The sequence below is a fragment of the Streptomyces sp. NPDC046379 genome (assembly GCF_055587785.1).
The window spans coordinates 160,952-185,340 of the sequence record NZ_JBVJFP010000015.1; the positions used below are offsets into that span (position 1 = coordinate 160,952).

Consider the following 24,389-nt stretch of genomic DNA (forward strand, 5'->3'; position numbering starts at 1 on the left):
CACCTCCTCGAACCCCGTACACCCAGTGCTTGCCCCGAAGCGGCGGTCCGCCAATCTCAACGACGAGTGAACGCGCGTCGCGCGCCGTAGGCTGGCGGCACATCACGACCACCCCTTTTGCAGCAACCGGAGACAACGGTGCAGTTCCACGACTCGATGATCAGCCTCGTCGGCAACACCCCGCTGGTGAGGCTCAACAGCGTGACCAAGGGCATCAGGGCGACCGTCCTGGCCAAGGTGGAGTACTTCAACCCCGGCGGGTCCGTGAAGGACCGCATCGCCCTGCGCATGATCGAGGCCGCCGAACGGAGCGGCGAGCTGGAGCCGGGCGGCACGATCGTGGAGCCCACCAGCGGCAACACGGGCGTCGGCCTGGCGATCGTGGCCCAGCAGAAGGGCTACAAGTGCATCTTCGTCTGCCCGGACAAGGTCTCCACCGACAAGATCAACGTGCTGCGCGCGTACGGCGCCGAGGTGGTCGTGTGCCCGACGGCTGTGGCCCCCGAGCACCCGGACTCCTACTACAACGTCTCCGACCGGCTGGTCCGCGAGACGCCGGGCGCCTGGAAGCCGGACCAGTACTCCAACCCGAACAACCCCCTGTCGCACTATCACTCCACCGGCCCCGAGCTGTGGGAGCAGACCGAGGGGCGGATCACCCACTTCGTCGCGGGCGTGGGCACCGGCGGCACCATCTCCGGCACCGGCCGCTACCTCAAGGAGGCCAGCGAGGGCCGCGTCCAGGTGATCGGCGCCGACCCGGAGGGCTCGGTGTACTCCGGCGGGTCCGGGCGGCCGTACCTGGTCGAGGGCGTCGGCGAGGACTTCTGGCCGACGGCGTACGACCGCACCGTCGCCGACGAGATCGTCGCCGTGTCCGACAAGGACTCCTTCCAGATGACGCGCCGGCTGGCCAAGGAGGAGGGCCTGCTGGTGGGCGGCTCCTGCGGCATGGCCGTGGTCGCCGCGCTGCGGGTCGCCGAGCGGCTCGGCGAGGACGACGTCGTGGTCGTGCTGCTGCCGGACAGCGGGCGCGGCTACCTCAGCAAGATCTTCAACGACGAGTGGATGGCCGACTACGGCTTCCTCGAGGACGCCGGCCCCAGCGCTCGCGTCGGCGACGTCCTCGACGACAAGGAGCACGGCGCCATCCCCTCCCTGGTCCACATGCACCCGGACGAGACCGTCGGCCAGGCCATCGAGGTCCTGCGCGAGTACGGCGTGTCCCAGATGCCGATCGTCAAGCCCGGCGCCGGCCACCCGGACGTGATGGCCGCCGAGGTCGTCGGCTCGGTCGTGGAACGCGAGCTGCTGGACGCGCTGTTCACCCAGAAGGCCTCGCTGGACGACCCGCTGGAGAAGCACATGTCGGCGCCGCTGCCGCAGGTCGGCTCCGGAGAGCCGGTCGGCGACCTGATGTCCGTGCTCGGTACGGCGGACGCGGCGATCGTCCTGGTGGAGGGCAAGCCCACCGGAGTCGTCAGCCGGCAGGACCTGCTGGCCTTTCTGGCCAAGACGGCCAAGTAACGGCAAACCTGCGGTGAACCGCCCGTGACCGCGGCGAACTTGCGGTGACGGGCGGGGCCGGGACCATCGCGGAACTGGTACGTGCGTGTCACGTACACGCAGCACCCGCTTAACACGCGTCCGGCACATTGGTGGATGTCGGCAGAGCGGGAGCGGCTCCCCGCTCAGGCCGGCACCGAACGGCGCCAAGGACCTCCGGAGCGGCTCCCGGACCTCCATGGACGCCACGGACGCGGGGGGCCTGACCCGGCCCGCGTCCCACGCGGGGACCGCCGTCGTCCCGCCCCCCGGAAACGGGGGTGCGGCGGTCCCCGCGCACAGCCTTGTTCCGCGGCGCCCCCTGCGATCGGGCGTCAGTCCTCCCAGTCCCCGTCCCCGCGGGACTTGCGACGCCCGCCGAACAGCCCCGGATGGGCCCGCGCCGCCTGGAAGGCGTTCACCCCGACGATCCCGGCCCAGGCCGCCAGCAGCCCGGGCAGACCGGCGACCCCGCCGCCGATCGCGGACAGCGGAACCGCCAGCACCAGCGAGACGATCCCGAAGCCGAAACGCTCGCCCCAGGAGTCCGTCGGCTGCGACGACCGCGAGCCCCGCGCCGCCACCAGCTGCTGCTCGGCGAACTGCCGCCGCACCCGGCGCTCCACCGCCCCGTCTATTCGCTGGTCGACCTTCTCCAGGAACGAGTCGATCAGCGCCGACTCGTACTCCTCGCCCAGATCCCTGCGCGCCCGCAAAGTGGCGTCCAGTTCCTTCTTCAGGTCGGCGTCCCGCGCGTCCATTCCGCTCATGCACACCACGGTAGGAAGCGGCGAAGGCGGCCGCACTGGGGCTAACCCCCGAGTCGGAACGGGGGGCTGCGCCTGCTGCATAGGGTCATGCAGAATGCTCGATGCTTGAATGGGTGAGGTTCGAGGATGCCGGGGTGCCGGGGTACCGGGGGCGCCGAGGTCGGGGAGCGTGTCATGGGTGAGAGCGAGAGCCGTGCCGACAGCCCGGCCGGGCGGCTGCAGGCGTTGTTCGAGGGGCGCCGGCTGACGCCGACCCAGCGGCGGATCGCGCACTGCATGGTGCGGCGCGCCGCCGACGTGCCGTTCCTGTCCAGCGTGGAGCTGGCCGAGCTGGCCGGGGTCAGCCAGCCGTCCGTGACCCGGTTCGCCGTCGCCCTCGGCTTCGACGGCTACCCCGCCCTGCGCCGCCACCTGCGCGAGGTCGCCCCCGCCGAACAGACGGCCGCCACTGCCCCGTACAACGAGTACCAGCAGGCCGTCGAGGCCGAGATCGAGAATCTGCGCCACCTCGCCGAACTCCTCGCCGACCCACGCCCCGTGCACCGGGCCGGGCGACTGCTGGCCGCCTCCCGCCCGCTGCCCGTGCTGGGACTGCGCGCCGCGGCGGCCCAGGCGTACGGGTTCGCCTACTTCGCGGCCAAGGTCCATCCCGACGTACGGCTGCTCCACGAGGGCGGCACGATGATCCACGACCGGATCGACGGCGCCGTGCGCGCCGGCGCGAGCGCCCTGCTGTGCTTCGCGCTGCCCCGGCATCCGCGCGAGGTCGTGGACACCCTCGGATACGCCAAGGAGGCCGGACTGACCGTGGTGACGGTCGCCGACTCCGCCTTCGCGCCGGTCGCCAAGGTGTCCGACCTGCTGCTGCCGGCCGCCGTCGGCACCGGGCTCGCCTTCGACACGGCCTGCGCGCCGATGCTGCTCGGGCGGGTGCTGCTGGAGGCGATGTGCGACGGACTGCCACAGGCGCAGGCCCGGCTGGAGGAGTTCGACGCGCGGGCGGCGGCGCGGGGGCTGTTCGTGGAGTGAGCCGGCCTGCCGGGGACGGGCCCTCGGTAGTCCGTCGACGAGCTGTCCGCGCCCTGCGGACGGGTCCTCGGTGGCCGCGGACGAGGTCTCTCGACCCGCGAAGGCCTTCGGCGTCCCGCGGACCGCGAAGGCCTTCGGCGTCCCGCGGACGGCCCCCGGCGACCCTCGGACCGGCCTGCGACCCGTGGACGGGCCCGCCGCGGCCGGGGGTGGCGGGCAATGGCCCGGCCCGGTCGCCGACTTCTCAGATTCGTCTCACGTTCGCCCGCTAGCCTGCCGCCCGTCAGGAGTGTGCCGAGGCGACGAGGAGGCGGATCGTGGCACGCGGAGGTCAGGGACTGGCTCGGGTGGCCTGCGTCGTACGGGCGGGGGCCGCGCCGCTGTGGTGGCTCGGGGTGCTCGCGGCAGGCGCCGGCGTGCTGGTCCCGGGCGTGACGGGTCGACGGATCGGAGTGCTCGCGGGGGCCGCGCTGTTCATCCTGGCCCTCGTCGCCGTGTATCTGCACCGGCGCGGTCGGTACGCGGCCCTGGCCGCCGGCGCCGTCCGCGCCGGCAAGCACGATGTGCTCCAGGACCGCGCGGTGACCGTGCGCAACTGGCGGCGCGGGCGCCGCTGGTGGCTGCTGCTCGCCTTCCTCGCCGCGCTGGGCAGCGCGTTCGCCGTGCCCGCGGCGGGCGGGATGCTGCTCGCCGGGGCGGGTGCGGGGCTGTGGCTGAAGGCCGCGTGGATCGGGCGGCGCGAGCGGGCCGGCGAGGCGCTGCTGTGGGTGCGGGTCGACTGGCTGGCGCGGGGCGGACGCCCGGCCGGCAAGGCCGTCAGGGCCTACCGCAGCACCGGTATCGCCGCGGGCGACGCGGCTCCGGGAGGCTCCCGCCGCCGCACTCCCGCGCTGGTGTGACGACCGTGCGGGTGTGACGTCCGCGTCGGTGCGACGTCGACGGGACCGCGCGGTCGGCGTCCGGCCCGGGCGGCGCCGGGGACGGCCGCCGGCCCGGGCCGGACGTCAGACCTCCAGGTCCTGTTCGCTGCGGCGCAGCTGGTGGCGGGCCGTCGCCAGGTCGGACCGCTCGGCGTCCAGGACGAGGTAGAGGAACAGCCCGTCGCCGCCGCGCCCGCTGAGCAGCCGGATCAGGTGGTCTGGTCGGTCAGGGTGATCAGAATGTCCTCGATCCGGCCCTTGAGCCCGAGGTGTTCCATGGTGCGCATCTTGGCGCGGACGACGTCCGTGTTCCCCGCGGCGGCGACGTTCAGGTCGAAGCCCTTGCTCCCGCCCGTCGTGCCCAGGGCCATGCCGGTGGTGTAGTCGACGAGCGCGACTCCGGTGGCGCCCTCGATCGAGGCGGGGGCTTCCTTCAGCGCGGTCTCCGTGCCGGCCATGACGTTCTCCTCTCAACTCTCCATGGTGGTGGGCATGCCGGTGGGGGGCGTCTGGGTGCCGGGCGGATCCGGGCTGGCGGGCGGGGTGCGCAGCACGCGCGGGGTGCGCACCGGCCGCTGCCGTGCGGGGCGGCCGTTCCCGGCGGGCGCCGGGGCGGTCTCCTGCCGCGGGGGCGCGGCGTCGATCAGCTCACCGATGCGGGCGCCGGCCCGGCGGCCCTCCAGGTGCAGCCGGCCGACGTTGACGCGGTCCTCGGCGAGCAGCGTCAGCACCGCGCTGCGGCCCGCCGCGTACGCCGCCACATAGCCGCGCACCCCGCGCACCAGCAGTTCGCGCAGCTCCCCCTGGCCGGTCGCGTCGGCGATCCGCACCGAGACGCCGAGCGCGGCGGCGGTGAGCGCGGCGAGGCCCTCCGGTTCGACGCCGGGTGTGTCGTGGGCGATGACCAGCCCGTCCACGCTGGCGGCGAGGGCGCCGGTCAGCTGGGGCACGCGGGCCCGCAGCCGGTGCAGTTCGTCGCGGACGGGGGCTGCCACCGCCATGTGGTCCGCCCCTGCGTGGTGTGGCCCCATGTGGTCTGTCCCCATCGGGTCGGTTCCCATCGGGGCTCTCCTTTCGGCGGACGGTTCCGCGGACGTGGTGGCCGGCCGCGGTCGGGGTTGCTGCCGTTCAAAGGGCCTCCAGCGCATCCCTGACCCTCTTCAGCAGTGCTATGTCGGGATCGGCGGTCCGCAGATCGGCCGGGGGCCCGGCGCCGGCCTCGGGCGGGGCGGCCGCGGGCGGGACGGGTGAGGGCGGGGCGGCCGAGGGGGCGGGTGCGGGGACGACACTGCCGGCCGCGGTCAGCCGTCGTACGTCCACCAGCGTGTGGAACGCCGGCCGGCCCAGCTCCCGGGCGATGTCCTTCGCCCTGCGGACGCCGTCCACCCGGGCCGGCACCGCCGCCTGCCGGGGCGCGACCGCCGGGGCGGTGGCCGGCGGGCGGGCCGGCCGCAGGGGCGCGGTGTCGGCGGTCGGGTCCGGCCGGACGCGGTGCAGCAGGGTGCGCCGGCGCAGCGTCTCGTGCTCCACGGCGGCGACCGGCACCGAGTGCAGGCAACCCAGCCAGTGGGTGGGGCCGTGGTGGAAGCGGCCCGGCGTGCTGCTCGGGGCGAGGGCGAAGTACGCGGCGTCGTAAGGGCGCCCGGATGGCACAGCTCCAGCGCGCCCGGCGTCAGCAGACCGGCGTCCAGCAGCAGGTGCCCGGCGTCCCGCCCGCAGTCCGCTCCCGTGTGCGCCCGGTCCGCCGCCTTTCGCCAGACGCGCTCCTCCAGCGTGCCGTGCGCCGTGAGGAGCACGTCGAGACCGGGGGCGAACGGGCTCTCGGCGTGCACCACCCGGCCCTCGGCCGGATAGAGGTCGCCGCAGGCGCGGACCAGGACGCCGGTGGCCTCCTCGGCGGCCGGCCGGGCCAGCATGGGGGAGACGCGGCCCTCCCGGCTCCCGGCCGACCTGTCCCGCACCGGCAGCCGGGGCGGCGGGGTCGCGGCGACCACGGTCATCCCAGCACCGGCCGTCCGGCCATCTCGCCCAGCGGGATGCGGTCCGGCGGGAGATTGCCGTCCGCGCGGGAGAGCCACAGGTGCAGGAACACGCCGCTGTCGAACGACGTCCGCACGAACCGGATGACGTGGTAGCTGCCCCGGTTGCTCAGGATCAGATCCTCGACCGGCGGATCCGTGGCGTCCCGGTCCCCGCCGTCCCCACCGGACCGGCCGCCGCCGGGCGCGAACGCCCGCTGTTCGGCGGCGAGCCCGGCCAGTTCGGCGGCCTCCGCGGCGGCCGCCTCGTGGTCGCCGCCCGGGGGATCCCCGACGGTGCCCAGAGGCCAGTCCGCTGGTCCAGTCGACCAGCGCGGCGCCCCCGGCCCCGGGCAGCCGCATGGCCTCCAGCAAGCACTCGTCGATTCCGGGCACCCCGACTCCCCTCCCGCCGGTTCGGCTGAGTGACGTCGACGCTACGCATCGTGTGGGATGAGGGGTGAGGATTCCGGCATTTTCCAATGGAACATGCGCCGCGGTGGCTAGGGTGGGTCAACTGAGCCCGTCTTCAGGTGTGTTGACGTCCCGTCCGCGCCGACGGCCCGGTGCCCTTCCGGTGCTCCTGCACTGCGCCCCCTCCCTCCGTCCTGGTGAGCGAGGTGCCGCGCCCCTTCCTCCGCCCCGGGGTGCGATGTGCCGCGTCCCGACCCCGGCGCGCACTATTGACTAGCTATATTCAGAACGTCAGGATGTGAATATCGCGAGCAACAGCTCCGGACCCGCACCGGTCACACCGCCGGCCGCACCACCAGCAGCACCGCCCGCGGCACCCCCAGGAGGCAGCCCATGTCAGGACCCCGCCCGCCCGTCACCCGCCACCACCCCCAAACGAGGCACTCCGGGCCGCCCCCTGGTTCTGTCCGAGCGCCCCGAGGCACCGAACCGAGCGCCCTGGGATGGCCGCAGGAAGCCGCCCTGCGGATGCTGCAGAACAACCTCGACCCGGAGGTCGCCGAGCACCCCGACAAGCTCGTCGTCTACGGCGGGACCGGCAAGGCCGCGCGCGACTGGCGCTCCTTCGACGCCATGGTCCGCACGCTGAAGACCCTCAAGCAGGACGAGACCATGCTGGTCCAGTCCGGCCGTCCGGTCGGCGTCATGCAGACCCACGAGTGGGCGCCGCGCGTGCTGATCGCCAACTCCAACCTCGTCGGCGACTGGGCCAACTGGGAGGAGTTCCGCCGCCTGGAGGCCCTCGGCCTGACCATGTACGGGCAGATGACCGCCGGCTCCTGGATCTACATCGGCACCCAGGGCATCCTCCAGGGCACCTACGAGACCTTCGCCGCCGTCGCCGCCAAGAGGTTCGGCGGCACCCTCGCCGGGACGATCACCCTCACCGCCGGCCTCGGTGGCATGGGCGGCGCCCAGCCGCTCGCCGTGACCATGAACGACGGCGTCGCCATCTGCGTCGACTGCGACCCGCGCGCGATCGAACGCCGCATCGAGCACCGCTACCTCGACGTGAAGGCCGACTCCCCGGAACACGCTCTCCGGCTGGCCGTCGAGGCCCGCGACCGGCGCGAGCCGCTGTCCATCGGCGTCCTCGGCAACGCCGCCGAACTCGTCCCGCAGTTCCTCGCCCTGGGCGCCCCCATCGACATCGTGACCGACCAGACCTCGGCCCACGACCCGCTGGCCTACCTCCCCGCGGGCCTCCCCTTCGAGGACATGGCCGACGCCGCCGCCAAGGACCCGGCCGGCTTCACCACCCGCGCCCGCGAGTCCATGGCCCGGCACGTCGAGGCCATGGTCGGCTTCATGGACGCCGGCGCCGAGGTCTTCGACTACGGCAACTCGATCCGCGGCGAGGCCCGGCTCGCCGGGTACGAGCGGGCGTTCGCCTTCCCCGGCTTCGTCCCCGCCTACATCCGGCCACTGTTCTGCGAGGGCAAGGGCCCCTTCCGCTGGGCCGCCCTCTCCGGCGACCCCGCCGACATCGCGAGGACCGACAGGGCGATCCTCGACCTCTTCCCCGAGAACGAGTCCCTGGCCCGCTGGATCCGCATGGCCGGAGAACGCGTCCGCTTCCAGGGCCTGCCCGCCCGCATCTGCTGGCTCGGCTACGGCGAACGCGACAAGGCCGGCGAACGGTTCAACGACATGGTCGCGAGCGGCGAGCTGTCCGCGCCGGTCGTCATCGGCCGCGACCACCTCGACTGCGGCTCCGTCGCCTCCCCGTACCGGGAGACCGAGGCCATGCGCGACGGCTCCGACGCGATCGCCGACTGGCCGCTGCTGAACGCCATGGTCAACGTGGCGTCCGGGGCGTCGTGGGTCTCCCTCCACCACGGCGGCGGCGTCGGCATGGGGCGGTCGATCCACGCGGGGCAGGTCACCGTGGCCGACGGCACACCGCTGGCCGGCGAGAAGATCCGGCGCGTGCTCACCAACGACCCCGGCATGGGCGTCATCCGGCACGTGGACGCGGGGTACGACATCGCGGAGTCGGTGGCGGCGGAACGGGGCGTGCGGGTGCCGATGCGCGAGGGCGAGCCGGCGTGAGCGACGTGCGGGGCGACCGCCCACAGACCGAACCGGCCGGCGTGGCCTCCTTCCACCGCATGTGGCGCGATCTCCTTCCCGTCGGCCGTCACCCCGCCTCGGGCGGCTACCGCCGCTACGCCTGGACGCCCGCCGACGTCGAGTGCCGCGCCTGGTTCCGGGAGCAGGCCGAGGCACGCGGACTGGCGTACGAGGTCGACCGCAACGGCAACCAGTGGGCCTGGCTCGGCGACCCCGCCGACGGGGACGCCGTCGTGACCGGCTCCCACCTCGACTCGGTGCCCGACGGCGGCGCCTTCGACGGCCCCCTCGGGGTCGTGTCCGCGTTCGCCGCGCTGGACGAAGTGCGCCGCAGGGGGGCGCGGTTCGGCAAGCCGTTCGGCATCGTCAACTTCGGCGACGAGGAGGGCGCCCGCTTCGGCCTCGCCTGCGTCGGCTCCCGGCTCGCGGCCGGACGGCTCACCCCCGAGCAGGCGCACCGCCTGACCGACGCGGACGGCGTGACCCTGCCCCGCGCCATGGAGGCCGCCGGAGTCGACCCCGACGCCCTCGGCCCCGACCCCGAACGCCTCTCCCGCATCGGCGCCTTCGTGGAACTCCACGTCGAACAGGGCCGCGCCCTCGACCTCACCGGCGACCGGGTCGGCATCGCCGACGCCATCTGGCCGCACGGACGCTGGCGGTTCGACTTCCGCGGCGAGGCCAACCACGCCGGCACCACCCGGCTCGCGGACCGGCGCGATCCGATGCCCTCCTACGCCGAAACGGTCCTCGCCGCCCGCCGGCAGGCCGAACTCGCGGGCGCCGTCGCCACCTTCGCCAAGGTCGCCGTCGAGCCCAACGGCGTCAACGCCATCCCCTCCCTGGTGCGCGGCTGGCTCGACTCCCGCGCGCCCGAGCAGGACACCCTCGACACCGTGGTCGGCGCGATCCTGGACGCGGCCCGCGCCCACGCCGACAAGCACGGCGTCGACCTGGACGTCGTGCGCGAGTCCTTCACGCCCGTCGTGGAGTTCGACCACGCCCTGCGCGACGAACTCGCCCGCATCCTCGGCAAGGACGCCGGCCTCAAGGTCCCCGTCCTCGGCACGGGCGCCGGACACGACGCCGGAATCCTCTCCGGGAGCGTCCCGACCGCCATGCTGTTCGTGCGCAACCCCACCGGCGTCTCCCACTCCCCGGACGAGTACGCCGCCGAGGACGACTGCGTGGCCGGGGTACTCGCACTCGCCGACGTACTGGAAGGACTGGCCCGCAGGTGACGCAGACCCCCGCGCGCACGTACTGGCTGGAGCACGCCTGGCTAGGCGCCCACGTCGAACCCGGCGTCGCCCTCGACGTGGCCGGCGGCCGGATCGCCGCCGTCCGCACGGGCGCCGACACCCCGCCGCCCGGCGCCGAGATCCTGCGCGGACTGACCCTCCCGGGCCTGGCCAACGCCCACTCGCACGCCTTCCACCGGGCCCTGCGCGGCGCCGTCCAGGCCGGCAGCGGCACCTTCTGGACCTGGCGCGAGGTCATGTACGCGGTGGCCCACCGGCTCACCCCGGACGGCTACCACGCCCTGGCCCGCGCGGTGTACGCCGAGATGGCCCTCGCCGGCGTCACCGCCGTCGGCGAGTTCCACTACGTCCACCACGCCCCCGGCGGCGCCCCCTACGCCGACCCCAACGCCATGGGGGAGGCGCTCGTCGCGGCGGCCGCCGACGCCGGCGTCCGCATCACCCTCCTCGACACCTGCTATCTCTCCGCCGGCTTCGGCGAGCCGCCCACCGCCCACCAGCTCCGCTTCTCCGACGGCACGGCGGAGGCCTGGGCCGAGCGCTGTTCACTTCTCAAGGAACGGGATCACGCACGGATCGGAGCGGCCGTGCACTCCGTACGGGCCGTGCCCGCCGACCAGCTGGCCACCGTGGCGCACTGGGCGCGGGAACGGCGGGCCCCGCTGCACGTGCACCTGTCCGAGCAGACCGCCGAGAACGAGGCCTGCCTGGCCGCGCACGGCCGCACCCCCGCCCGCCTCCTCGCCGACCACGGCGTCCTCGGCCCGCGCACCACCGGCGTCCACAACACCCATCTCACCGCCGAGGACATCGCCCTGCTCGGCGGCAGCGGCACCGGCACCTGCATGTGCCCCACCACCGAACGCGACCTCGCCGACGGCATCGGCCCCGCCGTCGCCCTCCGGGCCGCGGGCTCCCCGCTCTCACTCGGCTCCGACAGCCACGCCGTCATCGACCTGTTCGAGGAGGCGCGCGCGATGGAGCTGAACGAACGGCTGCGCACCCGCACCCGGGGCCACTGGACGGCCGCCGCCCTGCTGCGCGCCGCGACCGCGGACGGACACGCCGCCCTCGGCTGGCCCGACGCGGGCAGCCTGGAGCCCGGCGCGCTCGCCGACTTCACGACGATCGCGCTGGACTCGGTCAGAACAGCGGGCCCGCCGCCCCGGCTCGGCGCCGAGACGGCCGTATTCGCCGCGACGGCGGCCGACGTACGGCACACGGTCGTGGGCGGCCGGCACGTCGTGCGCGACGGGGCCCACACGCTCGTACCCGATGTGCCCGGGGCCCTGGCGCGGGCCGTGCGGAACCTGCGTGCCTGACCCCGGCGACCGCGACCGCCCCCGCCGCCCGCGGCACCGACTCCCGCACCGCACCCCACGAGGACGCCGAGGACGCCATGAGCAGCAGCACCGTCATCACCAACATCGCCACGCTGGCCACCAACGATCCCTCCCTCGGCGACGGCTCCCCCCTCGGCCTGATCCGGGACGCGGCCGTCGTCATCGACGGCGACCGTGTCGTGTGGACCGGTGAAACAAGCAAAACACCCGCCACTGACAACCGGGTCGACGCGGGCGGCCGGGCCGTCGTCCCCGGCTTCGTGGACAGCCACTCCCACCTGGTCTTCGCCGGCGACCGCACCGAGGAGTTCAACGCCCGCATGTCCGGCCGGCCCTACAGCGCCGGCGGCATCCGCACCACCGTCGCCGCCACCCGCGCCGCCACCGACGGGGAACTGGACGCCAACCTCACCCGCTACCTCGCCGAGGCCCTCCGCCAGGGCACCACCACCCTGGAGACCAAGTCCGGCTACGGCCTGACCGTCGAGGACGAGGCCCGCGCCCTGCGCATCGCCGCCGCCCACACCGACGAGGTCACCTACCTCGGCGCGCACGTCGTCGCCCCCGAGTACGCCGACGACCCGGCCGCCTATGTCGCCCTGGTCACCGGCGAGATGCTCGACGCCTGCGCCCCCCACGCCCGCTGGATCGACGTCTTCTGCGAGAAGGGCGCCTTCGACGGAGACCAGGCACGCGCCGTCCTCTCCGCCGGCCGCGCCAGGGGCCTGCACCCCCGCGTCCACGCCAACCAGCTGTCCTACGGCCCCGGCGTCCGGCTCGCCGTGGAGTTCGACGCGGCCAGCGCCGACCACTGCACGCACCTCACCGACGCCGACGTGGACGCGCTGGCGAGCGGCAACACGGTCGCGACGCTGCTGCCCGGGGCGGAGTTCTCCACCCGCGCCGCCTGGCCGGACGCCCGCCGGCTGCTCGACGCCGGGGTGACCGTGGCCCTGTCCACGGACTGCAACCCGGGCTCGTCGTTCACGTCGTCCGTGCCGTTCTGCATCGCCCTGGCCGTGCGGGACATGGGCATGACCCCCGACGAGGCGCTGTGGGCGGCCACCGCCGGCGGCGCCCGTGCCCTGCGCCGCACGGACGTCGGCCTCCTCACCCCCGGCGCACGCGCCGACCTCGTCCTCCTGGACGCCCCCAGCCACGTCCACCTCGCCTACCGGCCGGGCGTCCCCCTGGTCGCCGGCGTGTGGCGGCGCGGCGTCCGGGTGGTCTGACGACGACCCCGGTCGAACGCCCGAAAGGTGTTTCCGCGAGTGATCCCGGGGGACCCGGTGCATCCGCGGGGGTGCGTGCCCGGACACGGCTCGGCCGGCGCCCGTGGAGAGGGCGCCGGCCGGGAAGCCCGGGGCGGGGTGAAGCGACCACGAACACCGAAGGCGAGGGCGGCCACGACCACCGAGGGCGGGGCGGGGGAGCCGTCGGCTCACTCCTCGAGCGTCAGCCCCTTGCGCAGCCGCTTCAGCGTCCGCGCCAGCAGCCGGGACACGTGCATCTGCGAGATGCCCAGCTCCTCGCCGATCTCGGACTGGGTCATGCCCGCCACGAAGCGCAGCGAGAGGATCGTGCGGTCCCGCGCCGGCAACTGGGCGATCATCGGCTTCAGCGACTCGACGTACTCGATGCCCTCGAGCCCGTGGTCCTCGTAGCCGATGCGGTCCGCGAGGGCGGCCTCGCTGTCGTCCTCCTCGGGCTGGGCGTCCAGCGACGAGGCGGTGTAGGCGTTGGAGGCCGCCATGCCCTCGACGACCTCCTCGGGGGAGATGCCGAGGCGCTCCGCCAGTTCGGCCACCGTGGGGGCGCGGTCGAGCTGCTGGGCCAGTTCGTCGCCGGCCTTGGCCAGGTCGATCCGGAGTTCCTGGAGCCGGCGCGGTACGCGCACCGACCAGGAGGTGTCCCGGAAGAAGCGCTTGATCTCGCCGACGATGGTGGGCATCGCGAAGGTCGGGAACTCGACGCCGCGACTCAGTTCGAAGCGGTCGATGGCCTTGATCAGGCCGATCGTGCCGACCTGGATGATGTCCTCCATCGGCTCGCTGCGGGAGCGGAACCGGGAGGCGGCGAACTTGACCAGGGCGAGGTTGAGTTCGACGAGCGTGTTGCGCACGTACGCGTAGTCGTGCGTGCCTTCCTCGAGGGATTCGAGCCGCTCGAAGAGGGTCTTGGACAGGGCCCGGGCATCCTCGGGGGCCACTTCGTCGTACGGGGGGATCTCCGGAAGTCCGGCGAGGGCGTCGGTGAGATCGCCGTCGGTCGCGATGGGATCCAGATGTTCCGGAAGGGGTGTCGACGTCGCCCTCTGGGTATGCGATGCGTCGAGCCGGGGTGACATGATGTCCTCCATCGTTCTCGGCATTTGGCTGCCGAAGCCACTACGTGCACTGCGGTGTGCGGCGCCTCCAAAGCCGGCCGTGTCGGGTACGTGTTCCTCTAGCCCTACCCGCTTTGCAGACCCGTCCGCAAGTGCCTTTTGTTCGAATGTGTCCGTTTGTGTGCGATTGTTCGGGTGTCGGAGAGTGTGAGGAAGGCGTAGTGTTCGATGGCGAAAGTCAGCAGACACGGACCCTGGGAGAGAGACGGCATGGACCACGGGACGGTCGGCAGCGCACAGTCGGGCCGGCTTCTGGTGGAGGTGCGAGAAGAAGGCCCCAGTGCCGTCGTGACTCCGGCGGGTGAGCTGGATCACCACACCGCCGACCTGTTGCGCGAGCCCCTCGACGAATGCCTCGCCAAGGGCTTCAGTCGCCTGGTGGTGGACTGCTCGCGGCTCGAGTTCTGCGACTCCACCGGCCTCAACGTGCTGCTCGGCGCCCGCCTGAAGGCGGAGGCCGCCGGCGGCGGCGTGCACCTCGCGGGGATGCGCCCGGTGGTGGCGCGCGTCTTCGAGATCACCGGCGCCGAGGCGGTGTTCACCGTGCACGCGACGGTCGAGGACGCCCTGTCCGTCGACGGCGGCGGCCAGGCCGGCTGAGCGGCCGGCGGACGTGTCGACGGGATCGAAGTGGGGGGTGTCCCACCGGATGCGTCGGGCAGGAGACACCCTGAGCATGCCGGTCGCAATCGTTGCGCAACACCTTTCGCGCATCCCCTCGGGGGTACCGGAAGGACAGGCGCGCACGGGCCGCGGGGCGACTGCGGGACGGCGGGCGCTCATGACTGGACTTTTCCATCGTGAACTGGTGAATCGGTGAGGTGAAGCGCTGATGAGCACCACCCGGCCCTACTCGCCGGGCGACCGCGGCCCGGAGCCCGGCGGCGCTTCCGCGGCGTCGCAGGGGGACGCTCCCGGCGTCGCGGCGCCCGTCGAAGGCGCGGCCGCATCGCCCGCCGCGAGGCAGGTCCGCAGCCTGAGCTTCGACGGCGCCGCCGGTGTCGTCCCGCTCGCCCGCGACTTCGCCCGTCAGGCGCTGCACGCGTGGGGCTGGCTGCCGGCCGCCACCGCGGACCGCAGGGCCGCCGCCGAGGACGTGCTGCTCGTCGTCTCCGAGCTGGTCACCAACGCCTGCCTGCACGCCGAGGGGCCGGACGAGCTGTGGATCGCCTGCGACAACAAGGTGATCCGCATCGAGGTCTCCGACCGCGGCGCCGGCCAGCCCGCACCACGCACCCCGCACCGCGCCGGCCGCCCCGGCGGTCACGGCATGTTCATCGTGCAGCGCCTCTGCCTGGACTGGGGCGTCGTCCGCACCCCCGGCGTCGCGGGCAAGCGCGTCTGGGCGGAAGTGGGCGCGCCGGCGTAGCCGTACGGCTGAGGGAAGCCGTACGGCCCCCTCTGTAACCGCCCCGCACGAGGTGTCGGCGTAGGCCGCGCGGCAGCACGTACACGAAAGGGCCACCGGTCCCGGCGGTGGCCCCTCGCTCGTGCGCGGACCGGTGTCAGTGCACCGGGACGGGCGTCAGTGCACGCCGCCCATCTGCTCCTTGACCTTGTTGCGGTACATCCACACCGCCGCACCGGCGATCACGGCGAGCGTGGCCTCCATGGCCACCACGCCCGTCCGGTTCAGGTCGACGCCCGCGATGGAGAGCAGGCCGGTCGTGGCGTCGCCCGCGGTGACGGCCAGGAACCAGACGCCCATCATCTGCGAGGCGTACTTCGCGGGCGCCATCTTCGTGGTGACCGACAGGCCGACCGGGGAGAGCAGCAGCTCACCGACGGTCTGCGTGAAGTAGATCGCCACCAGCCACAGCGCCGCCGCCTTGTGACCGCCCTCGGCGATCGTCAGCGGGGCGAGGAACAGGAAGAAGGACGCGCCGACCAGGACCAGGCCGGAGGCGAACTTCACGATCGTGCTCGGCTCCTTGCCGCGCCGGTTCAGCGCCAGCCAGAACCAGGCGAAGACCGGGGCCAGCGCCATGATCAGGACCGGGTTGACCGACTGGTACCAGGAGACCGGGAACTCCCAGCCGAGGACGGTGTTGTCGGCGGAGGACTCGGCGAAGATCGACAGGGTCGAGCCGCCCTGGTCGTAGATCATCCAGAAGACGGCCGCGGCCACGAAGAACCAGATGTACGCGGACATCCTCGACTGCTCGGCGCGGTCGAGCTCCTTGTCGCGCTTGATGTTGACCAGCACCATCACCGGGATGATCACGCCGAGCAGGGTCAGCGGGACCAGGATCCAGTTCAGCGTGTAGACGCCGGACAGGCCCACGATCGCGTAGAAGACGACGGCGATGCCGGCCCAGACGGCGGCCTTGCGCAGGGTGGAGGTCTTCTCGGCGGCGGACAGCGGCTTCGGCACGACGCCGGAGCGGTCGGCCAGGTGTCGGCTGCCGAACAGGAACTGGCCGAGGCCCAGCGCCATGCCGAGCGCGGCGAGCGCGAAGCCCAGGTGCCAGTTGACGTTCTCGCCGACGGTGCCGATGATCAGCGGCGCGGCGAAGGCGCCCAGGTTGATGCCCATGTAGAAGACCGTGAAGCCGCCGTCGCGGCGCGGGTCGTCGGGGCCGTCGTACAGGTGGCCGACCATCGTGGAGATGTTGGCCTTCAGCAGGCCGGAGCCGATCGCGACCAGACCGAGACCCGCGTAGAAGGTGCCGGACATCGGCAGGGCCAGCGTCAGGTGGCCCAGCATGATGACCGCGCCGGCGACCGCGACGGTCTTGCGGGGGCCCCAGACCCGGTCGCCGAACCAGCCGCCGGGCATCGCCAGCAGGTAGACCAGCGACACGTACACGGAGTAGATCGCCGTCGCCGTCGCGGCGTTCAGGTGCAGGCCGCCCGGAGCGACGAGGTACAGCGGGAGCAGAGCCCTCATGCCGTAGTAGGAGAAGCGCTCCCACATCTCGGTCATGAAGAGGGTGGCCAGTCCGCGGGGGTGGCCGAAGAAGGTCTTCTCGGACCCGGGGATGCCCGGGGTGACCGAGTCCTTCGTCAGGCTGGACGCCATGGTCGATCCTTGCTGGTCGGGACGCGCTCCCAGATGCGAATGCGCGCCCGGTGGGGGACGGCCGGCGGCGGGGAGTACGCCCCGCCCGGCCGCGGTCGTTCCTTGTCGGGGCCGGCCTCGGCCGGCCCGCACACGCAAAAAGACCCTCGGCATCCAACTGTCGCCAAAGGTCCCCGCGGCGCTAAAGGCGTCCATCACCATACGTCAAGACACTGACGGAAATGGAAGGACTTGAGAGATGGATCACAGGTCACAGTGGAACCGTAGGAGGTCAATCGAAGGTCTTACCACTTTCTCACCCTGCATCCACAGGTTCGCGCCCATGCGTCCAAAGGTAAGAACCGCCGCCCCCGCATCGCGCCCCGGCGTAAGACCCCGGCGGACTACCATCACCCCATGACCCGTGTACTGCTCGCCGAGGACGACGCGTCCATCTCGGAGCCGCTGGCACGCGCACTGCGCCGCGAGGGCTACGAGGTCGAGGTACGTGAGGACGGACCCGCCGCACTGGACGCGGGCATGCAGGGCGGCGTCGACCTGGTCGTGCTGGACCTCGGACTGCCCGGCATGGACGGCCTGGAGGTCGCCCGCCGGCTGCGCGCCGAGGGCCACACCGTGCCGATCCTGATCCTCACCGCACGGGCCGACGAGGTCGACACCGTGGTGGGCCTGGACGCGGGCGCCGACGACTACGTCACCAAGCCGTTCCGCCTCGCCGAGCTGCTCGCCCGGGTCCGGGCCCTGCTGCGGCGCGGCTCCGCCGAACCCCTGCAGCCGCCCGCCACGCACGGCGTGCGCATCGACGTCGAGTCGCACCGCGCCTGGATGGGCGACGAGGAGCTGCAGCTCACGGCGAAGGAGTTCGACCTGCTGCGGGTGCTGGTGCGCGACGCCGGCCGGGTCGTCACCCGCGACCAGCTGATGCGCGAGGTGTGGGACACCACCTGGTGGTCGTCCACCAAGACGCTGGACATGCACATCTCCTGGCTGCGCAAGAAGCTGGGCGACGACGCGGCCAACCCCCGGTACATCGCGACCGTGCGCGGCGTGGGTTTCCGCTTCGAGAAGAGCTAGGCCGAAACCGGAACCGGTAAGAGGACATGCGCCGCCGACTGATCCAGTCCACGCTCGCCGTGGTGCTCGTCGTGATCGCCGTCTTCGGCGTCTCCCTGGTCGTGGTCGAGACCCGGACGATCAGCGCCAGCGCCCAGGAGCGCGTGGCGTCCGAGGCGGTGCGGCTGGCCAGCATCGTGGACAGCCGGATCCTCGGCGCCGAGAAGATCACCGCCGACATCCTCGCCGACCAGGTGGGCGACGACCGGTACGCCGTGGTCCGCATCCCCGGCCGGGCGCCCATAGAGGTCGGCGAAAAGCCGTCCGGCGACGTCATCGAGTCGTCGCGGGTCGGCGAGGAGGGCGAGACGGTCACCGTCCAGGAGGCCCGCTCGGCGGTGACCCGGGAGGTGGGCCGCACCCTGCTGATCATCGGCGCGGTGGCGCTGCTGGCCGTGATCGCCGCCGTACTGCTCGCACTGCGCCAGGCGAACCGCCTCGCCTCGCCCCTCACCGACCTCGCCGAGACCGCCGAGCGGCTCGGCTCCGGCGACCCCCGCCCGCGCCGCAAGCGCTACGGCGTCCCGGAGCTGGACCGGGTCGCCGACGTGCTGGACGCCTCCGCCGAGCGGATCGCCCGGATGCTCACCGCCGAACGCCGACTGGCCGCCGACGCCTCCCACCAGCTGCGCACCCCGCTCACCGCGCTGTCGATGCGGCTGGAGGAGATCACCCTCACCGACGACCCGGAGACGGTGAAGGAGGAGGCGACCATCGCGCTCACGCAGGTGGAGCGGCTCACGGACGTGGTGCAGCGGCTGCTGACCAACTCCCGCGACCCGCGCACCGGCTCCGCCGTCACCTTCGACCTGGACGAGGTCATCCAGCAGCAGCTCGCCGAGTGGCGCCCCGCCTACCGCAGCGCCGGGCGGGCCATCGTCAGCTCCGGCAAGCGGCACCTGGAGGCGGTGGGCACGCCGGGCGCGGTCGCCCAGGTGCTGGCGGCGCTGATCGAGAACTCCCTGATGCACGGCGGCGGCACGGTCGCCCTGCGCACCCGGGTCACCGGCAACCAGGCCGTCATCGAGGTCACCGACGAGGGCCCCGGAGTCCCCGCGGACCTGGGCGCCCGGATCTTCGAGCGGACGATCAGCGGACGCAACTCCACGGGCATCGGCCTGGCCGTCGCCCGCGACCTCGCGGAGGCCGACGGCGGCCGGCTGGAGATGCTCCAGGCCAAGCCGCCGGTCTTCGGCCTGTTCCTGTCCCGCAACCCGACGAAGCGGTCCGCCAAGGACGACGACAACCGCACGGTGCGCTGACGCAGCGCACGCTGCGCCGACCGGGGTCGCATCGGCCGCACCGGTCGCCTCGCGCCGGCGTCCCGCGGGGCCGGCCGCGGGGTCAGACGCGCGCCTTGTCCCTCGGCCTGCGCTGCGGCCCGACCCGCTCGGACTCCCGCACCGCCCCGGCGGCGTCCGGCTCCGGCGGCGCCCCGGCGGCGTCCGGTTCCCGCACCGCCCCGGTGGCCTCCGGCGGGGTCAGGGCGGCCGGCAGCGCGCGGAACACCCAGGTGCGGTACGACCAGAAGCGGAACAGCGTGGCCACGCCGATGCCGACGAACTTGAAGACGTTGCTCTGCAGCGGGCCGTCCCAGCCGAAACCGTAGGTCGCCGTGTACAGGACGCCGTTCTCGATGACCAGCCCGACCGCGCTGAACAGCACGAACAGGGTCATCTCGCGGGTGCGGCGGGTCTTGTCGCGGTCGCGGTAGGTGAAGTAGCGGAAACCGAGGTAGTTGGAGCCGATCGCCACCACCGTCGCGATGACGCTGGCCCGCACCACCTGGAGGTCGGTCGTGTGCCGCACCAGGTTGAACACGAGCAGGTTGACCAGCAGTCCCACCCCGCCCACGGCGCCGAACTTGGCCACCTCGCGCACCAGCCGCTCCAGACGCCGGCGCAGTACGCCGGGGGGTGAGGGGGGCGCCGAGCGGAGCCCCGATGAACCACGTCCCATGGTCGAGCAGGCCTCCGTCGGTCGGATGCGTCAACCCAGCCATGCTAACCATCGCCCCTTCGTGATCGCCCGCGACCGAGTGACGCCGGTCGCGGAAAGAGCCGGAATCAGGCCGTCCGGGCGCGCCGGATACCCTGGGGGAGTGACGTTTCCGGTAGTCGGCATGGTCGGCGGTGGCCAGCTCGCTCGTATGACACACGAGGCGGGCATCCCGCTCGGCATCAGGTTCAAGCTCCTCAGTGACACTCCGCAGGATTCCGCGGCGCAGGTGGTCGGCGACGTCGTCGTCGGCGACTACCGCGACCTGGAGACGCTGCGGTCCTTCGCGCGCGGCTGCGACGTGATCACCTTCGATCACGAGCACGTGCCCACCGAGCACCTCCGGGCCCTGGAGGCGGACGGCATCCCCGTGCGCCCCGGCCCGGACGCGCTGGTGCACGCCCAGGACAAGGGGGTGATGCGGGCGAAACTCGACGCGATCGGCATCCCCTGCCCCCGGCACCGGATCGTGAGCGACCCGGCCGACGTGGCCGCCTTCGCCGCGGAGGGCGACGGCTTCCCGGTGGTGCTCAAGACCGTGCGCGGCGGCTACGACGGCAAGGGCGTGTGGGTCGTGGACTCCGTCGAGGAGGCGGCCGAGCCGTTCAGGGCCGGAGTGCCCGTCCTCGCCGAGGAGAAGGTCGACTACGTCCGCGAGCTGGCCGCCAACGTGGTCCGCTCCCCGCACGGCCAGGCCGTGGCCTACCCGGTCGTCGAGTCGCGGCAGGTCGACGGCGTCTGCGACACCGTCATCGCGCCCGCCCCCGGCCTCGACGAGGACCTCGCCCTGAAGGCCGAGCGGCTCGCGCTGACCGTCGCCAAGGAACTCGGCGTCGTGGGCCATCTCGCCGTCGAGCTGTTCCAGACCCGCGACGGCCGCATCCTCGTCAACGAACTGGCGATGCGCCCCCACAACTCCGGCCACTGGTCCATGGACGGCGCCATCACCAGCCAGTTCGCCAACCACGTCCGCGCCGTCCTCGACCTGCCGCTGGGCGACCCCCGCCCGCGCGCCAAGTGGACGGTCATGGTCAACGTCCTCGGCGGCGACTACCCGGACATGTACTCCGCGTACCTGCACTGCATGGCCCGCGACCCCCAGCTGAAGATCCACATGTACGGCAAGGACGTGAAGCCCGGACGCAAGGTCGGCCACGTCAACACCTACGGCGACGACCTGGACGACGTGCTGGAGCGCGCCCGTCACGCAGCCGGCTACCTGAGAGGCACGATCACCGAATGAGCCCCCTCGTTGGCATCGTCATGGGGTCCGACTCGGACTGGCCCGTCATGGAGGCCGCCGCCAAGGCCCTGGACGAGTTCGAGATCGACTACGAGGTCGACGTCGTCTCCGCGCACCGCATGCCCCGCGAGATGATCGCGTACGGCGAGCAGGCAGCCGACCGCGGACTCAAGGCGATCATCGCGGGCGCCGGCGGCGCGGCACACCTGCCGGGCATGCTCGCCTCCGTCACCCCGCTGCCCGTCATCGGCGTCCCGGTGCCGCTGAAGTACCTGGACGGCATGGACTCGCTGCTGTCCATCGTGCAGATGCCGGCCGGCGTCCCCGTCGCCACCGTCTCCGTCGCCGGCGCCCGCAACGCCGGGCTGCTCGCCGCCCGCATCCTCGCCGCGCACGACGAGGAACTCCTCGCCCGGATGCGGGAGTTCCAGCAGGAGCTGAACGACCAGGCCACCGAGAAGGGCAAGCGGCTGCGCGCCAAGGCCGAGGGCGCCGGCAACGGCTTCGGGTTCGGCAAGTAGACGAGCGGACAGGAAGACCGGCAGACACACCGACGAGCAGGCAGACGGACGAGCAGACGAGCGAGACGGGGGACGGCGATGACCGCGATGGACGAGGCGACCGCGCTGCTGCGCGAGTTCCCGGTGGCGGACGGACACAACGACCTGCCCTGGGCGCTGCGCGAGAAGGCCCGCTACGACCTCGACGCCCTGGACATCGCCGTCCACCAGGGCGGCCGGCTGCACACCGACATCCCCCGGCTGCGGGCCGGCGGGGTCGGGGCGCAGTTCTGGTCGGTGTACGTCCGCTCGGACCTGCCCGACCCGGTCCCGGCGACGCTGGAGCAGATCGACTGCGTACGGCAGCTGCTCGACCGCCACCCCCGCGACCTGGCGCCCGCCGCGACGGCCGCGGACATGGAGGCGGCGCGCGCCGAGGGCCGTATCGCCTCCCTGATGGGCGCCGAGGGCGGCCACTCCATCGCCAACTCGCTGGCCACGCTGCGGGCCCTGTACGCGCTCGGCGTGCGCTACCTGACCCTCACCCACAACGACAACGTCGACTGGGCGGACTCCGCGACGGACGCGCCCGGCGTCGGCGGCCTGTCCGCCTTCGGCCGCGCCGTCGTCCGCGAGATGAACCGGGAGGGGATGCTGGTCGACCTCTCCCATGTGGCCCCGTCGACCATGCGGGACGCCCTGGACACCTCCGCCGCTCCGGTGATCTTCTCCCATTCCTCCGCGCGGGCCGTGTGCGACCACCCCCGCAACATCCCGGACGACGTGCTGGAGCGGCTGCCCGCCAACGGGGGAGTGGCGATGGTGACCTTCGTGCCGAAGTTCGTCCTCCAGGCCGCCGTCGACTGGACGGCCGACGCCGACGACAACATGCGCGCCCACGGCTTCCACCCCCTCGACACCACCCCCGAGGCGATGCGGGTCCACCGCGCGTTCGAGGAGCGCCGCCCGCGCCCCGTCGCCACCGTGGCCACCGTCGCCGACCACCTCGACCACATGCGCGAGGTCGCCGGCGTCGACCACCTCGGCATCGGCGGCGACTACGACGGCACCGCCTTCACCCCCGACGGACTCGTCGACGTCTCCTCCTACCCGAACCTCGTCGCCGAACTGCTGGAACGCGGCTGGTCCCGGCCCGACCTGGCCAAGCTGACCTGGCAGAACGCGGTCCGGGTGCTCGGCGACGCCGAGGACGTCGCCCGCGACCTGCGCGTCCGGCGCGGGCCGTCCAACGCCACGATCGAGGACCTCGACGGCTGAACAGGTCGCGGCCGTCCCACCGGCCCGGGCGGCACCGACGTACCCGCGCCGGGCCGGACCGGGGGACCGCGACCGTACCCCCGAACGCCCCGTCCACCAGGAGACGCCTGCCGGGGCGTGCGACGGTGACCGTACAGCGAACGCCGCGCAGGTACGGAGCCCCGCCATGGCAGACCTCCAGGAAGACGACCTGACCACGACGGCCGAGGCCGGCGCACTCGAGGTGTCGGCCCGGCTGACGGAGCCGTCCGGGCTGACGGAGCCGACTGGGCCGGTGGAGCCGACTGGGCCGGTGGAGCCGTCCGCGCGCACCGAGCCGCCGGGTCCCCCGCCCCCGGCGGTCCGCCCGGCGCACCCCTGCGGCCCGCCCGCCCCCGCGGACGACGCCGACCTGGAACGCGCCCGCGTCCTGCTCGCCGCCCACCCCGTCGCCGACGGCTACAGCGGCCTGGCCCAGGTGCTGGGCCGACTGCCCTGGTACGACCTGGAGGAGGGCGTCAGCGACATCGACACGGACGTGCCGCGGCTGCGCGAGGGCCACGTCGGCGCGCTGTTCTGCGCCCTTCAGCTCCCCGAGGGCCCGCCCGGCCGGGCGCTGTCCGCCACCCTGGAGCAGCTGGACCTGATCGGCTCGGTCGTCGGCGACCACCCCGAAGGGCTGCGCCCCGCCCGCACCGCCGGCGAGGTCCTCGACGTCGGCGCCTGCGGACGCACGGCCGTCCTCCTCGGGCCCGCCTCCGCCGTCGCCGTCGACGACTCCCTCGCCCTGCTGCGGGTCCTGCACACCCTCGGCGTGCGCGTGCTCACCCTGGCCGGGACCTCCTGGGCGGGCGATGCGGGACTGACCCGCTTCGGCGAGGAGGTCGTCCGTGAGATGAACCGCCTGGGCGTGCTCGCCGACCTCTCCGGCGCCTCCGAGGCGACCGCGCACCGCGTGCTGGCCACCTCCAAGGCGCCGGTGCTCTGGGCCCGTTCCGGCGCGCGCGCCCTGCGCCCCCACCCCGCCAACCTCCCCGACGACCTGCTCGCCGCGCTGGGCGCCGCCAAGGGCCTGTGCATGGTGCCGCTCACCGCCGAGCAGACCGGCCCGACGGTCCGGGACGTCGCCGATCACCTCGACCACGTGCGCGCCCTGGCGGGGGCCGAGTGCGTCGGCCTGTCCGGCACCTTCGACGCCGACTGCGCCCACCCCAGGGAGCTGACCGACGTCTCCCGCTACCCGTACCTCGTCGCCGAGTTGCTCGGGCGGGGCTGGAGCGACGCCGACGTGGCCCTGCTGACCTGGGGGAACGCCCAGCGGATGCTGCGCAGCGCCGACTTCGCGGCCCGCGCCGCCCAGGAGCGGCGCGGGCCGTCGACGGCGCGGATCACCGACCTGGACGGATAGGCGGCCGGGTCAGGGCCGGTAGCCGGCT

General features: G+C 73.3%; 20 protein-coding genes and 3 pseudogenes. 15 read left to right on the forward strand and 8 right to left on the reverse strand.

The window, feature by feature from the left end:
- Positions 1–138 precede the first annotated feature (138 nt).
- A complete protein-coding gene (locus ACZ6KF_RS25430) occupies positions 139–1,527 on the forward strand; it encodes a cystathionine beta-synthase (RefSeq protein WP_356628399.1) in 1,389 nt (462 codons plus the stop codon).
- A gap of 353 nt (positions 1,528–1,880) precedes the next feature.
- Here the strand turns inward: ACZ6KF_RS25430 and ACZ6KF_RS25435 are convergent, their stop codons facing one another.
- Positions 1,881–2,306, reverse strand: a complete 426-nt coding sequence (locus ACZ6KF_RS25435; protein WP_356628523.1) for a hypothetical protein — start codon at positions 2,304–2,306, stop codon at positions 1,881–1,883.
- Between the two features lie 183 nt (positions 2,307–2,489).
- On the opposite strand from ACZ6KF_RS25435, the gene ACZ6KF_RS25440 reads away from it, so the two are divergent.
- Together ACZ6KF_RS25440 and ACZ6KF_RS25445 are read left to right on the forward strand one after the other, a co-directional pair.
- On the forward strand, positions 2,490–3,344 hold the full coding sequence (locus tag ACZ6KF_RS25440) for a MurR/RpiR family transcriptional regulator (RefSeq protein ID WP_356628401.1): 855 nt from the start codon (positions 2,490–2,492) through the stop codon (positions 3,342–3,344).
- 317 nt (positions 3,345–3,661) lie between these two features.
- Complete coding sequence (locus ACZ6KF_RS25445) at positions 3,662–4,243, forward strand: hypothetical protein (RefSeq protein ID WP_469158748.1); 582 nt, start codon at positions 3,662–3,664, stop codon at positions 4,241–4,243.
- A gap of 105 nt (positions 4,244–4,348) precedes the next feature.
- Here the strand turns inward: ACZ6KF_RS25445 and ACZ6KF_RS25450 are convergent.
- From ACZ6KF_RS25450 to ACZ6KF_RS25465, 4 genes and pseudogenes are all read right to left on the reverse strand, one after another.
- A pseudogene (locus ACZ6KF_RS25450) lies at positions 4,349–4,722 on the reverse strand (hypothetical protein).
- Between the two features lie 12 nt (positions 4,723–4,734).
- Positions 4,735–5,265, reverse strand: coding sequence for a roadblock/LC7 domain-containing protein (locus ACZ6KF_RS25455; protein ID WP_469158750.1), 531 nt, complete (start codon positions 5,263–5,265; stop codon positions 4,735–4,737).
- A gap of 127 nt (positions 5,266–5,392) precedes the next feature.
- Positions 5,393–6,264 (reverse strand): annotated as a pseudogene (locus tag ACZ6KF_RS25460) (transcriptional regulator).
- Positions 6,261–6,678: pseudogene (locus tag ACZ6KF_RS25465) on the reverse strand (hypothetical protein). The pseudogenes ACZ6KF_RS25460 and ACZ6KF_RS25465 overlap by 4 nt, the downstream one beginning before the upstream one ends.
- Before the next feature lie 411 nt (positions 6,679–7,089).
- On the opposite strand from ACZ6KF_RS25465, the gene hutU reads away from it, so the two are divergent.
- From hutU to hutI, 4 genes are all read left to right on the forward strand, one after another.
- Positions 7,090–8,808 carry a urocanate hydratase gene (hutU, locus tag ACZ6KF_RS25470; RefSeq protein WP_469240494.1) on the forward strand — a complete coding sequence of 573 codons (1,719 nt, stop codon included), beginning with the start codon at positions 7,090–7,092 and terminating at the stop codon, positions 8,806–8,808.
- Between the two features lie 59 nt (positions 8,809–8,867).
- Positions 8,868–10,070 (forward strand): allantoate amidohydrolase, encoded by a 1,203-nt coding sequence (locus tag ACZ6KF_RS25475; protein ID WP_469240536.1) that lies wholly within the window; start codon positions 8,868–8,870, stop codon positions 10,068–10,070.
- The gene (locus tag ACZ6KF_RS25480; protein ID WP_356628413.1) at positions 10,067–11,413 is read left to right on the forward strand and encodes a formimidoylglutamate deiminase; all 1,347 of its coding nucleotides are present in this window, start codon (positions 10,067–10,069) and stop codon (positions 11,411–11,413) included. The genes ACZ6KF_RS25475 and ACZ6KF_RS25480 overlap by 4 nt, the downstream gene beginning before the upstream one ends.
- Before the next feature lie 77 nt (positions 11,414–11,490).
- On the forward strand, positions 11,491–12,666 hold the full coding sequence (hutI, locus tag ACZ6KF_RS25485) for an imidazolonepropionase (protein ID WP_469240496.1): 1,176 nt from the start codon (positions 11,491–11,493) through the stop codon (positions 12,664–12,666).
- Positions 12,667–12,875: 209 nt separating this feature from the next.
- On the opposite strand, the gene ACZ6KF_RS25490 is transcribed toward hutI, so the two are convergent.
- Positions 12,876–13,793, reverse strand: a complete 918-nt coding sequence (locus tag ACZ6KF_RS25490) for an RNA polymerase sigma factor SigF (protein ID WP_356628417.1) — start codon at positions 13,791–13,793, stop codon at positions 12,876–12,878.
- Between the two features lie 237 nt (positions 13,794–14,030).
- On the opposite strand from ACZ6KF_RS25490, the gene ACZ6KF_RS25495 reads away from it, so the two are divergent.
- Together ACZ6KF_RS25495 and ACZ6KF_RS25500 are read left to right on the forward strand one after the other, a co-directional pair.
- Entirely contained in the window at positions 14,031–14,420 is a 390-nt protein-coding gene (locus tag ACZ6KF_RS25495; RefSeq protein WP_356628419.1) for an STAS domain-containing protein, read from the forward strand.
- 232 nt (positions 14,421–14,652) lie between these two features.
- Complete coding sequence (locus tag ACZ6KF_RS25500; RefSeq protein ID WP_356628421.1) at positions 14,653–15,189, forward strand: ATP-binding protein; 537 nt, start codon at positions 14,653–14,655, stop codon at positions 15,187–15,189.
- A 156-nt stretch (positions 15,190–15,345) separates the two neighbouring features.
- Here the strand turns inward: ACZ6KF_RS25500 and ACZ6KF_RS25505 are convergent, their stop codons facing one another.
- Positions 15,346–16,842, reverse strand: a complete 1,497-nt coding sequence (locus ACZ6KF_RS25505; RefSeq protein WP_469240498.1) for an oligopeptide:H+ symporter — start codon at positions 16,840–16,842, stop codon at positions 15,346–15,348.
- A 396-nt stretch (positions 16,843–17,238) separates the two neighbouring features.
- Here ACZ6KF_RS25505 and ACZ6KF_RS25510 point away from each other — a divergent pair, with 396 nt between their 5' ends.
- Entirely contained in the window at positions 17,239–17,916 is a 678-nt protein-coding gene (locus ACZ6KF_RS25510; protein WP_356628425.1) for a response regulator transcription factor, read from the forward strand.
- Positions 17,917–17,942: 26 nt separating this feature from the next.
- Entirely contained in the window at positions 17,943–19,217 is a 1,275-nt protein-coding gene (locus tag ACZ6KF_RS25515; protein ID WP_356628427.1) for an ATP-binding protein, read from the forward strand.
- 82 nt (positions 19,218–19,299) lie between these two features.
- Here ACZ6KF_RS25515 and ACZ6KF_RS25520 read toward each other — a convergent pair whose 3' ends face one another.
- A complete protein-coding gene (locus ACZ6KF_RS25520; protein WP_356628429.1) occupies positions 19,300–19,914 on the reverse strand; it encodes a GtrA family protein in 615 nt (204 codons plus the stop codon).
- 142 nt (positions 19,915–20,056) lie between these two features.
- Here ACZ6KF_RS25520 and ACZ6KF_RS25525 point away from each other — a divergent pair, with 142 nt between their 5' ends.
- The 4 genes from ACZ6KF_RS25525 (at position 20,057) to ACZ6KF_RS25540 (ending at position 24,361) form a co-directional block, all read left to right on the forward strand.
- Positions 20,057–21,196, forward strand: a complete 1,140-nt coding sequence (locus tag ACZ6KF_RS25525; RefSeq protein WP_356628431.1) for a 5-(carboxyamino)imidazole ribonucleotide synthase — start codon at positions 20,057–20,059, stop codon at positions 21,194–21,196.
- A complete protein-coding gene (purE, locus tag ACZ6KF_RS25530) occupies positions 21,193–21,717 on the forward strand; it encodes a 5-(carboxyamino)imidazole ribonucleotide mutase (RefSeq protein WP_356628433.1) in 525 nt (174 codons plus the stop codon). Before ACZ6KF_RS25525 ends, purE begins: the two co-directional genes overlap by 4 nt.
- A gap of 78 nt (positions 21,718–21,795) precedes the next feature.
- Entirely contained in the window at positions 21,796–22,974 is a 1,179-nt protein-coding gene (locus ACZ6KF_RS25535; RefSeq protein WP_469240500.1) for a dipeptidase, read from the forward strand.
- A gap of 166 nt (positions 22,975–23,140) precedes the next feature.
- Entirely contained in the window at positions 23,141–24,361 is a 1,221-nt protein-coding gene (locus ACZ6KF_RS25540) for a dipeptidase (RefSeq protein WP_469240502.1), read from the forward strand.
- Positions 24,362–24,389 lie beyond the last annotated feature (28 nt).

Bases quoted from the DNA above. Each gene is read 5' to 3' on its own strand.
- ACZ6KF_RS25455 (WP_469158750.1), bottom strand. From the start codon at position 5,265: ATGGCGGTGGCAGCCCCCGTCCGCGACGAACTGCACCGGCTGCGGGCC.
- purE (WP_356628433.1), top strand. From the start codon at position 21,193: ATGAGCCCCCTCGTTGGCATCGTCATGGGGTCCGACTCGGACTGGCCC.
- ACZ6KF_RS25520 (WP_356628429.1), bottom strand. From the start codon at position 19,914: ATGGGACGTGGTTCATCGGGGCTCCGCTCGGCGCCCCCCTCACCCCCC.
- ACZ6KF_RS25475 (WP_469240536.1), top strand. From the start codon at position 8,868: ATGTGGCGCGATCTCCTTCCCGTCGGCCGTCACCCCGCCTCGGGCGGC.
- ACZ6KF_RS25500 (WP_356628421.1), top strand. From the start codon at position 14,653: ATGAGCACCACCCGGCCCTACTCGCCGGGCGACCGCGGCCCGGAGCCC.
- ACZ6KF_RS25540 (WP_469240502.1), top strand. From the start codon at position 23,141: ATGGCAGACCTCCAGGAAGACGACCTGACCACGACGGCCGAGGCCGGC.
- ACZ6KF_RS25510 (WP_356628425.1), top strand. From the start codon at position 17,239: ATGACCCGTGTACTGCTCGCCGAGGACGACGCGTCCATCTCGGAGCCG.
- hutU (WP_469240494.1), top strand. From the start codon at position 7,090: ATGTCAGGACCCCGCCCGCCCGTCACCCGCCACCACCCCCAAACGAGG.
- ACZ6KF_RS25435 (WP_356628523.1), bottom strand. From the start codon at position 2,306: ATGGACGCGCGGGACGCCGACCTGAAGAAGGAACTGGACGCCACTTTG.
- ACZ6KF_RS25515 (WP_356628427.1), top strand. From the start codon at position 17,943: ATGCGCCGCCGACTGATCCAGTCCACGCTCGCCGTGGTGCTCGTCGTG.
- ACZ6KF_RS25490 (WP_356628417.1), bottom strand. From the start codon at position 13,793: ATGGAGGACATCATGTCACCCCGGCTCGACGCATCGCATACCCAGAGG.
- hutI (WP_469240496.1), top strand. From the start codon at position 11,491: ATGAGCAGCAGCACCGTCATCACCAACATCGCCACGCTGGCCACCAAC.
- ACZ6KF_RS25440 (WP_356628401.1), top strand. From the start codon at position 2,490: ATGGGTGAGAGCGAGAGCCGTGCCGACAGCCCGGCCGGGCGGCTGCAG.
- ACZ6KF_RS25495 (WP_356628419.1), top strand. From the start codon at position 14,031: ATGGACCACGGGACGGTCGGCAGCGCACAGTCGGGCCGGCTTCTGGTG.
- ACZ6KF_RS25535 (WP_469240500.1), top strand. From the start codon at position 21,796: ATGACCGCGATGGACGAGGCGACCGCGCTGCTGCGCGAGTTCCCGGTG.
- ACZ6KF_RS25505 (WP_469240498.1), bottom strand. From the start codon at position 16,842: ATGGCGTCCAGCCTGACGAAGGACTCGGTCACCCCGGGCATCCCCGGG.